At 62.3% G+C, this 13202-nt stretch carries 11 protein-coding genes; 4 read left to right on the top strand and 7 right to left on the bottom strand.

Going from position 1 to position 13202, the window contains the following annotated elements:
- Both DOM27_RS16685 and DOM27_RS16680 read right to left on the bottom strand, forming a co-directional pair.
- Positions 1-3468 (bottom strand): ATP-binding protein, encoded by a 3468-nt coding sequence (locus tag DOM27_RS16685; RefSeq protein WP_110657694.1) that lies wholly within the window; start codon positions 3466-3468, stop codon positions 1-3.
- A gap of 72 nt (positions 3469-3540) precedes the next feature.
- Entirely contained in the window at positions 3541-4413 is an 873-nt protein-coding gene (locus DOM27_RS16680) for an ATP-binding protein (RefSeq protein ID WP_110657692.1), read from the bottom strand.
- A 241-nt stretch (positions 4414-4654) separates the two neighbouring features.
- On the opposite strand from DOM27_RS16680, the gene DOM27_RS16675 reads away from it, so the two are divergent.
- Together DOM27_RS16675 and DOM27_RS16670 are read left to right on the top strand one after the other, a co-directional pair.
- Positions 4655-5239 carry a hypothetical protein gene (locus DOM27_RS16675; protein WP_110657690.1) on the top strand — a complete coding sequence of 195 codons (585 nt, stop codon included), beginning with the start codon at positions 4655-4657 and terminating at the stop codon, positions 5237-5239.
- Positions 5240-5385: 146 nt separating this feature from the next.
- A complete protein-coding gene (locus DOM27_RS16670) occupies positions 5386-6237 on the top strand; it encodes a M48 family metallopeptidase (protein ID WP_110657688.1) in 852 nt (283 codons plus the stop codon).
- Between the two features lie 94 nt (positions 6238-6331).
- Here the strand turns inward: DOM27_RS16670 and aroE are convergent, their stop codons facing one another.
- The 3 genes from aroE to tsaC form a co-directional block, all read right to left on the bottom strand.
- On the bottom strand, positions 6332-7156 hold the full coding sequence (gene aroE, locus DOM27_RS16665; protein WP_110657686.1) for a shikimate dehydrogenase: 825 nt from the start codon (positions 7154-7156) through the stop codon (positions 6332-6334).
- Positions 7153-8085, bottom strand: a complete 933-nt coding sequence (hemF, locus tag DOM27_RS16660; RefSeq protein WP_110657684.1) for an oxygen-dependent coproporphyrinogen oxidase — start codon at positions 8083-8085, stop codon at positions 7153-7155. Before hemF ends, aroE begins: the two co-directional genes overlap by 4 nt.
- 77 nt (positions 8086-8162) lie before the next feature.
- Positions 8163-8714, bottom strand: coding sequence for an L-threonylcarbamoyladenylate synthase type 1 TsaC (gene tsaC, locus DOM27_RS16655; protein WP_110657682.1), 552 nt, complete (start codon positions 8712-8714; stop codon positions 8163-8165).
- 287 nt (positions 8715-9001) lie between these two features.
- On the opposite strand from tsaC, the gene DOM27_RS16650 reads away from it, so the two are divergent.
- A complete protein-coding gene (locus DOM27_RS16650) occupies positions 9002-9841 on the top strand; it encodes a 5'-nucleotidase, lipoprotein e(P4) family (protein ID WP_110657680.1) in 840 nt (279 codons plus the stop codon).
- 69 nt (positions 9842-9910) lie between these two features.
- On the opposite strand, the gene dprA is transcribed toward DOM27_RS16650, so the two are convergent.
- Positions 9911-11095, bottom strand: coding sequence for a DNA-processing protein DprA (gene dprA / locus DOM27_RS16645; RefSeq protein WP_110657678.1), 1185 nt, complete (start codon positions 11093-11095; stop codon positions 9911-9913).
- A 49-nt stretch (positions 11096-11144) separates the two neighbouring features.
- The gene (locus tag DOM27_RS16640) at positions 11145-12332 is read right to left on the bottom strand and encodes a LysM peptidoglycan-binding domain-containing protein (protein WP_110657676.1); all 1188 of its coding nucleotides are present in this window, start codon (positions 12330-12332) and stop codon (positions 11145-11147) included.
- Positions 12333-12573: 241 nt separating this feature from the next.
- On the opposite strand from DOM27_RS16640, the gene def reads away from it, so the two are divergent.
- Positions 12574-13080 (top strand): peptide deformylase, encoded by a 507-nt coding sequence (def, locus tag DOM27_RS16635; protein ID WP_110657674.1) that lies wholly within the window; start codon positions 12574-12576, stop codon positions 13078-13080.
- The last annotated feature ends 122 nt before the right edge of the window (positions 13081-13202 follow it).

Below are 13202 nucleotides of genomic sequence, written 5' to 3'. Positions count from 1 at the left end.
TCAGTCGTTTTCCTCTTTATCGCCTTGCCGATCGTCTCGTTGATCAGCGGACGATAACGTTTTCGAGCCGCGAAGCTGGCGATCGAACGCCCCCATCAAAGCCTCGGCAGAAAGTCCGGGCTTGGCGATTGCGGTTTCTACACGCCCCAGTAGCGTCGGCGCCAGAGCCTCCTCGGACAGCATGATCACAGCCGGCTGCCTGGCCAATTGGCTCAACATGGGAATGACTTCCCAGCCGGGCCCATAGGAAGCAGTAAGATCCAACGATATCAGGCCATAATCATAGCTATCGAGCAGGTAGCGTGCCTCCTGCAGCGACCGCGCGACGTCAAGCGTCATGCTCGGCGCAATCTGCGCTGCAATACGCTGGGACAATTTGGCATCACTTTCGACATGCAGGATGCGTGCACGCTCCGGTCTCAGACTCAACGAGCTGTGCAGCGCTCCGGCCAAGCGTTTCTCGTCGAAGGGTTTGGCCAGCCAATCTACGGCGTCCAATCGACCGCCGATCTCGAGCTGCCCTTCCTCCGCCTTGGCAGAAACCACCAGCACCGGCAGCTCACGGGTCTGTGGCTGTTCGCGCAGCTGGCGCAGTAATGTCAAACCATTACCGTCCGGTAGCATCAAATCGAGCGTAATGGCATCGAAGCTGCGGCGCTCCAGCCAACGCAAGGCATCGCCCATGCTATGCGCGATTTCGGCTTCATACCCCCAGTGCCTGACCAGTGTCGCCAGCAGCACCGCCGTATCGTGATCGTCCTCCACGATCAATAGTCGGGACCCATCCGCCACCGACTCGACCGGCGCGCCGGTCAGGGCCACAGGGGCGGGCGAAGCGATCTCCTCCAGATCCTCGGGTAGTTCGATGCAAGGCAGTTCGAAGAAGAAGCACGCGCCCTGCCCTGCCTCGGAGAAGAAGTTGATCGAGCCCCGCATGCGCTCGACGAGTTCCCGCGTGATGGCCAGCCCCAGACCGGTACCACCCTGCTTTCGCGTGGTCGAGGCGTCGGCCTGAGAGAACTTCTGGAAAATACGATCATGAAACTCGGCCGGGATCCCGGGTCCGTTATCGATGACGCTGACGCGAACTCGATCGGCGATGGGTTCGACGCGAATCTCGACCTGCGTGTTCGGCGGCGTGAACTTGGCGGCGTTGGACAGCAGATTACTCATCACCTGCTGGAGACGCATCGCATCGACGTTGACGCCCACGCGATCCATTCGCTCGGTCACCACGTAGCGAGCCTGAAACTGATCGGCATAGGCCTGATTGGATTCGATGGCCTGGTCGATCAATGGCATCAGCCGTTGTTCCTGCATCTGGAATGCCATCTTGCCGGCGACCAGCTTCTCCATGTCGAGCAGATCGTTGATCAACATGATCAGACGCTGAGAATTGTTATGCGCCGTGGCCAGCATGCCGCGCATGGTGTCCGGCGGTACGCCCAGCGCTCCGCCCTGGATCAATCCCAGCGCACCGGAAATGGAGGTCAATGGTGTACGCAACTCATGACTAACGGTCGAAATGAACTCGCTTTTCAGACGTTCGTCACGCTTGCGCGCAGTCACGTCATGCAGAAATCCGTGCCATATCGTCCCGCCATCGGCTTCTCGTTCCGGAATCGATTGCCCCGCGAGCCAGATAAACTCTCCATTGTCCTGTCTCACCCGGTACTCGCAATTCCATGGAGTCAAATTACGCGCCGACTCGTTGACGGAAATCGCCAGACGCTCTGCATCATCTTCATGTACTCGCTCGAAGACTTGAGAAGCATCCTCGGCGGCCTCCTCGGGCGTGATCCCATAGAACGTCTTGATCGCGTCACTGGCATACGGAAACGAGGGGCGGCCGTCGGGACCCTGACGATACTGATAGATCAGGCCGGGGGTCTGCGAGGCGATCTTGCTCAAGCGTTGGCTCAACTCCTCCCGTGCTTCGATTTCTTTCCAGCGAGACAGCGTGGCCCCCACCCATCGGGCCATCAGCCTCACGAACTCCTGTTCGGCTTCGTCGAAAGAACGTTCCCGCACGGTGTCGCTGCTGAAACCGAGCGTGCCATAACGCTGTCCGTTCACCCAGATTGGCGCACCTACATATCCCTTGAATTCATGCACGACACGACAGGGATGCTCACCGTGGCCGGCCTCGTCAGCATTGGCGAACGCCACGACATCATCGGCCTGAAGCGTAAACTCGCAAAACGTCTCTCGCACATCGAATGTCTGGCCCCGTTTCAGGATACCGCCAGGCGAATGGGCCGACTCGACATGATAAATCCCGTCCTCGATATGGCTGACGATACCGAAGGGCATGCCGAGGAAGCGACAACCGGCTTCCAATGCGTGGTCGACGAGTTCGAGAAAGGACGTCTGCTGCAGCGCAGCGATATCATTGAGCGTTTGCAGCGCCTCCTTCTGATTGTTCAAGCGCCGATGGCTCTCCAGCATTGCGTGACGGGTCGCCCGACGCGTACCCCATAGCAGCAGCAATAGGCATGCCTCTGCGATCAGCCAAGCCACACCCCAGCGTAACCAAGTATTGATAACCAATGCGTCACGGTGCTCAAGCAGCGCGGTAATGTCCTTCCAGACGGCTATCGCGGCTACCGTCAGCATCGTCTCATCGCCGGATGGACTCAGAGGCACCAGCGTCAACAGGTATCCGCGCCCGCCGCTTCCCTTCACCACGGTCCAATCGGGTTGTTCAAGGGCGTCAGGTGTCTTTTGCTGTGAAAGCCAGCCGCCGATCAGTGTCCGTGAGCTTTCGGCTACCCGCCATGACGACGCGCCCTGCTGCTCGCCCTTCTGCCGAGAAAGGATCGCGACACCACTGTCCAACTGCTCGGAAAGCTTGCCGACGTTTGGCACGACGGCAAATTCGACTTCCAATAACCCGACGAGCGTATCGTTCTTTTCATCCTCCGGACCAAATATCGGCGCGATACCTGCCGTGGAAGCTCGCAGGCCGTCGAACTCGATACCTTGGACTGGCTTCCGTGTCATCAAACTCTGGCGCAGTAAGTAATCGCTATCCCCGTAGGTTGTCGGGCCAGCACCCACGGACTCGAAACTCAGGAAAGGGTTGGCCTCACTGTCGATCAGACGAAAGAGATTAAGCTCCAGTGCATTGCCGTCTTGTAGCGATTCCCAATAGGGCGAGAGGGCGTCGCGCAGTCGAGCTCGAATAGCCTGGAGTTTCTCCGGCGGGTTCGGATTGGAGGCTTGCAACATGAGGCCACGGACGACGGGGTCCGCAACTAGTGTCGTTGCCAAAAGTCGAACACGTCGCTCGAGTCCAGCGCGGGAGGCGCTGACCGTGATCCCCTGCTCTTGTGACTGAAAATGCAGATCGCGCACGAAAGCCTCACGATCATTGTGCAACGCCTGGAATAACATCCAGCCAAAGAACAGCGTCAGCAAGGTGCTGCCCAGCAGAATCAACCAGATCGGTAAGCGAGAGAGTTTCACCAGTCCGTACCCTCATGACGAGTCAGCATGAGCAGAAGGACTCATACTTTTTAATGAGGGTAAACCATTTACCTACACGTTGGAGCGTTGAATAGATTGCGAACCGACCCACTGACAGGCGAATTGCCACGCGGCGCGACCACTGCGAACGCCTCGCAACGTGGCGTAGCGAACGGCTTCGGCGCGGGCCGCCTCGGTCCAGGCGGTCTGGCCTCCCAGATGAACGACCCAATGCTGGCAGGTCTCGAGATAGGCCTGCTGGCTGAACGGGTGGAAAGCGAGCCACAGCCCAAACCGATCCGATAGTGAAATCTTTTCCTCCACCGCATCGCCATGATGCAGTTCACCGTCGACCAGATGCGTTTCCTGGTTGTCGGCCATGGATTCCGGCAATAAATGGCGACGGTTCGACGTGGCGTAAAGCAGCACGTTATCCGGCGGGCCGGTCAATGTGCCATCGAGTACGCTTTTCAAGGCCTTGTAGGCGTCGTCGCTGCCTTCGAAAGAGAGATCGTCACAGTAGACGACGAAACGTTCCGACCGGTCACGCAGACGCTGCACCAGGATGGGCAATGCCACCAGATCGTGACGGTCGACCTGAATCAGACGCAGTCCTTCACTCGACAGGGTATTGAGCAGGGCACGGACCATCGACGACTTGCCGCTGCCACGAGCGCCCCAAAGCAGAGCATGGTTGGCAGGATACCCTTTGAGAAAGGCTCGGGTATTCTCCAACAGGGCGTGCTTCTGCCGCTCGACGCCGATCAGATCATCGAGCTGCACGCCGTCGCGCGGCGATACCGCCACCAGCTGTCCACCCAGGGGATGAGATTGCCACAGCGCCGCGACATCACGGCTCCAGTCCACGGCTGGCGGCTGCTCTGGCAGCCAGCTTTCGACACGATCCAGCAAGCGACTCACACGTAGCGCGAGATCCCCATACATTTTCGACTCTCCTTATAAACTCGCCGGGCAAACGGATAATGGCTGGACAACAGCGTGCTGACAGCGCCATGACTCGGCGATAACGACCGTGATGACAGACAATTGCAGAATGCCAGAAACCGCGTATCTTGTGCCGGTTGAATCCACGGGTCCAGTCACGCACCGTAGGCAACGATGATTCCCCGCCCCCCGGTGCGAGTCGTCTTTCACGACGTTATTGCTGTGCTTGCCAGGAAAACCGATGCCATCTCGTTCCCGTCCGTTCATTGCACTGATGTTGGTGGCCCTGCTGGGCGGCTGTCTGGCACTGCCGCAGGTCGGCCTCATGCTGGGACGAATCGCCCTTTCATCGATGGGCGTGGAAAACGTGCGGATCGGCAACTATCACTTTTCGCCCGGCCTGGAAGGCATCGACGAGCTCTCGCTGCTGAGTTCCGGGCTGGCACTGGCCGGCTTGCCGGTGAATATCGACCTCCCGTTGTCGATGATGCTGCCGGTGAACGCGCCCTCGCTCGAACTCCAGGGCTTCGATTGGCAGCTACAGGTTCCCGGCGCCGAGCCTATCGCCGGCGAGGTCGACGAGTCCATCCAGCTGCAAGGCGGCGAGCCAACCACCGTGACGCTACCCGTCGCCCTCGAACCGGCCGGACTCGACGACATGACCTCGAAGGCCGAACGCGTCTCGTCGCTACTCTCGCTGGCGCGACGACTCAGCGCTACGGGAGAGCTCCCGGCGGGCAGCCAGCTGTCGTTGACGCCGACGTTGCCGGCTGCGCTCAGCGGTATCGTCACCGCGCCGACGCTGACCCTCGATGTCGGCAGCTGATCGAGCAAGGCGACGAGTGATATACGGCGGCACGGCGTGAAACCTCGGGTTGACCGGCCCGCCAAGCCGGGTATCTTGAGCGGATCGATAATTCGCCTCGGCATATCGCCGCGGCGGCAGATAACGCTGGAACCCTCGGAGCCCTCATGGAAGATTCGAAGACCTTCGCATCGCCTCTTGCATCGACCCTCGCGTCGAAAAGACCCTCCGCGCGGCTGATCGGTGCTCTGGGCATCGCCGCGCTGCTGAGTGCCTGCAGCACCTCGCCGATGGGCCGCAATCAGCTGGCGTTCTACTCCGATGACGAGCTTTCCCAGATGGGTAAGCAGAGCTTCTCCCAGTATGAACAGGAGCTGCCCACGGTGAGCGGCGCGCAGGCCACCTACGTGCAGTGCGTCGCCAAGGCGATTACTGCGGCTGTTCCCGCCAGTGCCGGCATCTCCGATTGGGAAGTCAAGGTATTCAAGGACGACACCGCCAACGCCTTCGCCTTGCCGGGTGGCTATATCGGCGTCAACACCGGGCTGCTCAACGTCGCGACCAATCAGGACCAACTGGCCGCTGTCATCGGCCACGAAGTCGGTCACGTGCTGGCGCACCATGCCAACGAGCGCGTCTCGACGCAGGCCGCGACGCAGAGCGGGTTGTCGATACTACAGACGGTTGCCGGCCTGCAGGGCGCTGGCGGCGAGCAGGTCATGGGCTTGTTGGGCGCTGGCGCGCAGTATGGCGTGATCCTGCCGTTCTCGCGCAAGCAGGAGTCAGAAGCGGATCTGGTCGGGCTGGATCTGATGGCCGACGCCGGCTTCGACCCCAGCTCGAGTATTCAGCTGTGGCAGAACATGTCGGCCAGCAGCCAGGGCGAACAGCCTGCCTGGATGTCGACCCACCCCAGTAATGCCCAGCGCATGGAAGCCCTGCATGACCGGCTCAGCGAAGCCGAGCCGCGCTATGAGCAGGCCAAGGCCGATGGCAAGCGGCCCAACTGCAAGGCCTGAGACCAGCCGGAGTCAGATGATCCAACGCAAAGACCCACTATCGTTTCAGTCGTCAGCCGACTCGACAGTGGGTCTCGAGATTTCACGACCGCCATCAATTTCGTTGCGACAGTTCCCGCCGTAACGACTCCCGCAGCGGCCCGGTATCGGGGCGTACCTGGCGCCACAGCCAGAACGACTCCGCCGCCTGCTCGATCAACATACCGAGCCCGTCGACGGTGCGCGCCCCGTGCTCGGCCGCCCAGCGTAGAAACACCGTCGGCTCGGCGGCATACATCATGTCGTAAGCCAGACCTTCCGCAGCGAAAGTCTCGTCGGGCAGCGGTGGCAGATCGCCTGCCAAGCTAGCGCTGGTCGCGTTGATGACCAGATCGAACGGTCCCTCGACGGCATCGAATCCACAGCCGGACACTTCGCCCTTGGCGGCAAACAGCAACGCCAGCTCCTCCGCCTTGGCGACCGTACGGTTGGCCACCGTCAGCGATGAGACACCGGCTTCCAGCAGCGGCTCGATCACTCCACGAGAGGCGCCACCGGCGCCGAGCAGCAGTACGCGCGCGTCCTTGAGAGGGGCTGCATGAGCCTGCAGGTCCCGGACCAGGCCGACACCATCGGTGGTGTCGCCATAGGTCTTGCCGTCGCGACCCACCATCAACGTATTCACGGCGCCGGCCAGTTGCGCCCGCGGCGACAGCACTTGCGTCAGCGAATAGGCATCCTGCTTGAACGGCACCGTGACATTGGCGCCTCGGCCACCGGCCTCGACGAATGCTTGCCAGGCACCCGCGAAGTCAGCCTCGGGGGCTTCGATGGCGTCGTAGCGCAGCGACTGCGCGGTCTGCTCGGCGAACGCGGCATGAATACGCGGTGATTTCGAATGGCCAATGGGGTTGCCGAAAACGGCGTAACGGTCGGTCATGAAAGTAAGGATTCCTCGGTTGCGGACAGCCAGTCGCGGGGCTCGAGAAACGCCTGCAGACGAGCCTCCTCGGTATCGGCTTGCGGCGTCCACTGGTACTTCCAGCGAGCCAGCGGTGGCATCGACATCAGAATGGATTCGGTGCGGCCTCCACTCTGCAAGCCAAACAGGGTACCGCGGTCCCATACCAGGTTGAACTCGACGTAACGACCGCGCCGGTAGGACTGGAATTCCCGCTCGCGTTCGCCGAATGGCACCTCACGGCGACGCTCGGCGATCGGCTCGAACGCCTCGAGGAAACTTTCGCCCACTGCACGCTGGAAGGCGAAGCAATGCTCGAACGGCCATTCGTTGAGATCGTCGAAGAACAGCCCCCCGATACCGCGCGTCTCGCCGCGATGCTTGAGGGTGAAGTATTCATCGCACCAGCCCTTGAAGCGCGGATAAACGTCGTCACCGAAGGGATCACAGGTCGCCTTGGCGATACGATGCCAATGCTGAACGTCTTCGAGATAGGGATAGTAAGGCGTCAGATCGTAACCCCCGCCAAACCACCATACGGGTTCCTCGCCGGCCTTGTCGGCGATGAAAAAACGGATGTTGCCATGAACGGTCGGGACGTGGGGATTGCGGGGATGCAGTACCCAGGAGACGCCGACCGCATGGAAACTACGGCCCGCCAGCTCGGGCCGCGCCGCACTCGCCGAGGGCGGCAGTTTCTCGCCGTAGACGTGCGAGAAATTGACGCCGCCTTTCTCGAACAACGCACCCTCTTCGATCACCCGCGAGCGCCCGCCCCCGCCCTCGGGGCGATCCCAGGTTTCCTCGTGAAAGCGACCGCCGCCGTCGAGTGCAGCCAGCGAGTCGCTGAGCCGGTCCTGGAACGTCAGCAGGTAGTCCTTGACGCGTTCGAGATGAAGATGTGCCACGATCGTCGTTCCTTCAGGTCCGGAGAATATGAGTTCAGCGCGTGAATCGGGGATCTCACCGAGATAGGCTTGCGCCCTCAGGCACGCAGGGTTCGGTTGGTCATCAGGTCACGGATGGTACTCGGCCTGTCGCGCCCGCCCAAAGGCCCGTCGACGATCCCGTCCAGCGTCGTGCCGAACGTTTCGCGCACCTGCTCGGCGCTCATCGCTGCCGGCTCACCGGCACGGTTGGCCGAAGTCGATACCAGCGGCCCGCCCCAGTCGGCGCAGAGCGTCTGCACCAGCGGATGGTCGCTGACGCGAACCGCCAAGGTGGAATGCTCGCCTCGAAGCAGCGGCAAGGCGCGGCCATTATCGGGAATCAACCAGGTATTGGGGCCGGGCCAGGTAGCACTCAGCCGGGCCATCGCCGCGTCGTCGACTCCCTCGAGCCAGGCCGATAGCTGCTGGATGTCACCGGCGATCAGGATCAAGCCTTTCTCGCTGGCGCGGCCCTTGAGCGCGATCAGCGCTGCCAGCGCCCGCTCATTGTCCGGGTCGCAACCAAGCCCCCAGACCCCTTCGGTGGGATAGGCGATAATACCGCCACGTTGGAGTACCGCGACGGCCGCCGAATACTCTTGTTTCATCCTTGCCTCATCCTGGTCTCTCTCCCGCGGGACCTGCATCAAAACAGGGCGCTGAACTTGAGGATAATTCTAACATGTCGGCATCCCGCCCGACCGTGCCTCAACGTCGCACCTCGCCTCGAATCCGGCTTTCGTATCCAGGAGTGGCGAACACATGGCTCGCCGGCCATATTGATCAGTCGAATCCCCTCATCGACAGACAACAACCGATCTTCGGCAGGCAACAACCGACACTCGACGGACAATAATCGGCACTCGACGGACAATAATCGACCAGGAAACCGGCCATGCCACGTTCATCGCTATCGTTATCCCTTCTCTCGCTGGCACTGGCAGGCGGCCTCACTGCCTGTGCTCAGCAGCCTGCACAATCCTCCAACCCGCCAGTTTCTCTTTCCGACGAATTGGTGATGGCGACGGTGTGGATGCAATCTTCGGGAGAGTACGCCGCACTCAGCCACCAGGCCTTCAATCTCGCCCGGATGAATCTGGATCGCGCGCTCTCCGCACCCGGCAACGGCCAACAGCGCCCGCCAGCGATCATCGTCGATGTCGACGAGACCGTTCTCGATAATTCGGCCTACGAGGCGTGGTTGATTGCCAGCGGCGAGAACTACGCCAGCGACAGCTGGCACCAGTGGGTGGAAAAGGCCAGCGCGGTACCGATGCCCGGCGCCAAGGCATTTCTGGACTACGCCGCATCCCGCGGGGTCGAGGTCTTCTACGTCACTAACCGACGCGAGAACGAGTCAGACGCGACGCTGCGCAACCTGCGCCAGGTCGGATTTCCCGATGCCGACAGTGAGCATTTCCTGCCGCGTACCGATGCCAGCGACAAGACACCACGACGTCAGCGCGTGTCGCAGTCGCACTGGGTCTTACTGCTGATGGGGGACAATCTGGGAGACTTCTCCGCCGGCTTTGATCGCGAGACCGCCGCAGCGCGACGATCCGCTGTCGGCGCTCAGGCCGACGCTTTCGGCAGTCGCTATATCCTGTTGCCCAACCCGGCCTACGGCGCCTGGGAAGAAGCGATCTATGGCGGCGACTGGAGCCTGAGCGACGAGGAAAAATCTCGTGCTCGGCGTAACCATCTGGAAGTGTGGGGTGGGCCAGCGACCCAGTAACTCGACAGACGAAAGCCGCACATGTCGGCCAGCGTAAAGCATCGGAGACGGTCGAGGTGAGGGTAGGTTTCAGCGCCCTCGCCGGACCCAGCCACCGGTGGTCTGAGCAACCCAGCCGTCGAGTTCGAGCTCGAGCAATCCCAGCTGGAGTTCGGCCACCGATTGTCCGGTCAGATCGACCAGCAGATCCACCGGCGTCGGAGCGTCGGTTAGCGCTGCCAATAGCGGCGAGTCGGGGGCGCTTTCGGTCGGCATCTGATGCGCCGCGGATGACGAACCGAGTGCGCGAGACGCTTCGCTCGGCTGCAACGGCCGCAGCGATTTCGACGCTGCTGGCGAGTCATTCCTTGATGGCGGTACCTGCCACGGCGCCAGATCGGCAAGCATATCGTCGACATGGCGCACCAGCGCCGCTTCGCCCTGACGAATCAAGCGCAGGCAGCCCGTCGACTGCGGGTTGTGAATCGACCCGGGTATGGCGAAGACTTCCCGGTCCTGCTCCAGCGCCAGTCTGGCGCTGACCAGAGAACCGCTCTTTTCTGCCGCCTCCACCACCAGCACGCCCTGGGCAAGACCGGTGATCAGGCGGTTGCGCCGCGGGAAGAATCGGGGATGCGCCCGGGTTTCCGGCGGATGCTCGGAGAGCAGCAGCCCCTGCCCCGCCAGCAGCTCCCGGTAAAGCGAGGCATGGCGCGGCGGATAGATCACGTCCACTCCGCAGCCGAGCACGCCGATGGTCGCGCCACCCGCCTGCAACGCCGCTCGTTGGGCGACACCATCGATGCCCAGCGCCATGCCGCTGGCAATGCAGAAGCCCCGCTCGACCAGTTCACGGGCGAAGCGCATCGCGTTGTCCTGACCTTCCCGCGTTGGCCGCCGGGTACCCACGATCGCCATGGCCGGACGAGCCAGCACATCGAGGTCGCCCTTGGCCCAGAGAACGGTTGGCGGGTCCGGCAGTTGGGTCAGTAATTCCGGCCAAGCCGGATGACCGGGATGCAGAAGGTGATGCCGGATATCGTCACGTTCCCAGGCGATCGCGGCATCGATCGAAGCCGTGAGCGGGCTACGCGCGGGATGCTCGAGCCACAGCCGCAGCGGTTGCGCCAGACCGAGAGGAAGCGCCGCCAACCAGCCCTGCGGCCAGGGCAGGTCGTCGTCCTCGCGCCAGCGGCGCATCAGCGGCAACAATCTGGCCGGCCCCAGCCCGGGTAGCGCATTCAGTGCCAACCAGTCGCGAACCCCCAACGTCATGGCCGATACTCGCCGATGGTGGCACCGAGCCTCTGCGCAGCCTTGGTGGTCAAAAAGCGCCTCCACTCGCCACCGTTTCACGCAGATCGCGCGGCACTACCAGCCGGTCCCCCACCGCCAGTGGCTGAGAAGCCCGCATCACCAAGGCATAACTGAGGTGATCGAAGACGCGAAACACCATCACCGCGCCCGCTTCGGTATCCGGTAACGTGACCCAGGCATCACGAGTGTCGTCACGCACACGCTCGCCCTGGCGCATGACCTGCAGCACGTGCCCCGTTTCGAGGCCATCCGCGCGCCCCCGGTCGATCGCCACGACGTCATAGCGACCGATGAAGCGAACGCCAGCAGGCACTGCAAGGATGGTCGCGACCACTGGCGTCTCCGGGGCACGCGGTTGGAACTGGGTCGCGATTCCGCCTTCGTCCAGCGCCAGTAGATAATCGCCATTGCGGATCTCCTGCACCGCATCCAGCACCTGGAGCTCGCCGACGCCATCCACGTTGCGAATCACCTTCACGTGGCCGAGCCGCTGAAGCTCCAGACCCCGAGATGTCATTTCCAATGTTTCTTGACCGGGCGTCGTCTGGTCGGTCGCTTGCTGGGCGGCTTGTCGAGGCTGGCCGGTCGGCAACGGCGTACGATAATCCGTTCCCGGCCGATACACACCCAGCGTGGCCCCCGCCGCTGGCAGATCACCATGGGCATAAAGCCTATCGCCGGCGCCGCTCAGCAGCCGCTGGGACTGTCCGGCAACGACCGTCGGCGCGTCGTCGAGAACGCCAGGATCGACGATCTGGTAGGCGTCGAGAAAAACCTTGATTCGATCCAGCGGCAAACCGGGCACCGCGTCCCGCGCCGGTGCGCGGCGCACTCCGGGGGAAAGGCGTACCGGTTGTCCGCGACCGCGCTCCAGCGAAAGGCGCGGCGCGCCTGCGTCCGCTCCCAGACGGATCACGTCTCCGGGATAGAGCTTCCGCGGCGAAGCCAACTGCGGATTACGCTGCCACAGTTGCTGCCATTGCCATGGTGCGTCGAGAAAGCGCGCGGCGATTCCCCACAGCGTATCGCCTTCACGAACCGTGTAGCTGGCCGGCGCATCGGCCCTGAGCGAGAGCGACTCGGACTGAGCCCAGACCGATGCCGGCAGCGCCGCCATACCCAGAGCCGCGGCCAGCAGCCAACGCCCCGCCACCGAGCGGCAACGACGCGCCCGCCAACCCTGCACACTGATCATTGCTGTAGTCTTCCCCCGAGATGAACGCCGACGTCTTCCCGTATAGATCGGCGCCCGAGAGGCGGACTTGAGGATGAGAGCCAGGCGGACTTGAGGACAAGACACAGGACGGACCCGGAGATGAGAGACATTCCCCACCCGCCGGGCAAGGCGTCGAGACGTCCCAGCGGTTCCCCCGTCGGCGCTGGCGCTCTACAATAGGCAATACACGTCACTCATGCCGATAGGCACGCAAACGAATATGGCTATCAGAACCATTCTTCAGTATCCCGATCCGCGTCTTCGCACCAAGGCGGTGGCGGTCGCTCAGGTCGACGACAAGAGCCGTGCGCTCGTCGACGACATGATCGAAACCATGTACGACGCCTCCGGTATCGGCCTGGCCGCGACCCAGGTAGACGTTCATCAGCGCGTGATCGTCATGGATGTCAGCGACGACCGTAACGGCCCGCTGGTGCTGATCAACCCGAGCTACGAGCCGCTGGACGACGAGCGCGAACCGCTGCAGGAAGGCTGCCTGTCGATTCCCGATTACTACGCCGAGGTGCCGCGCGCGCTGCGCGTTCATCTCAAGGCCACCGATCGCGACGGCAACGCCTACGAACTGGACGCCGATGGCCTGTTGGCACACTGCATCCAGCACGAGTGCGATCATCTCGAAGGCGTGCTGTTCGTCGACTATCTGTCCCCGCTCAAGCGCGATCGGATTCTCAAGAAGATGCAGAAGCGGCTGAAGCAGGACGCCTAGCCGTCGGTCAGGTCGTGATCCTGCCGCCCAGAGGCCGGCCGTCCCCGTGACGCCGGCCTTTCGTCATTTCATGCGCAGGGGTCACCACTCTTCACAGGAACCACTGTCTTTGCAGAAGCTAC

The sequence above is a fragment of the Salinicola halimionae genome (genome assembly GCF_003206065.1).
GTDB classification, from domain to species: domain Bacteria; phylum Pseudomonadota; class Gammaproteobacteria; order Pseudomonadales; family Halomonadaceae; genus Salinicola; species Salinicola halimionae.
The sequence above is the reverse complement of the archived record's forward strand: the minus strand, read 5'-3'. Positions and strand labels throughout refer to the sequence as shown.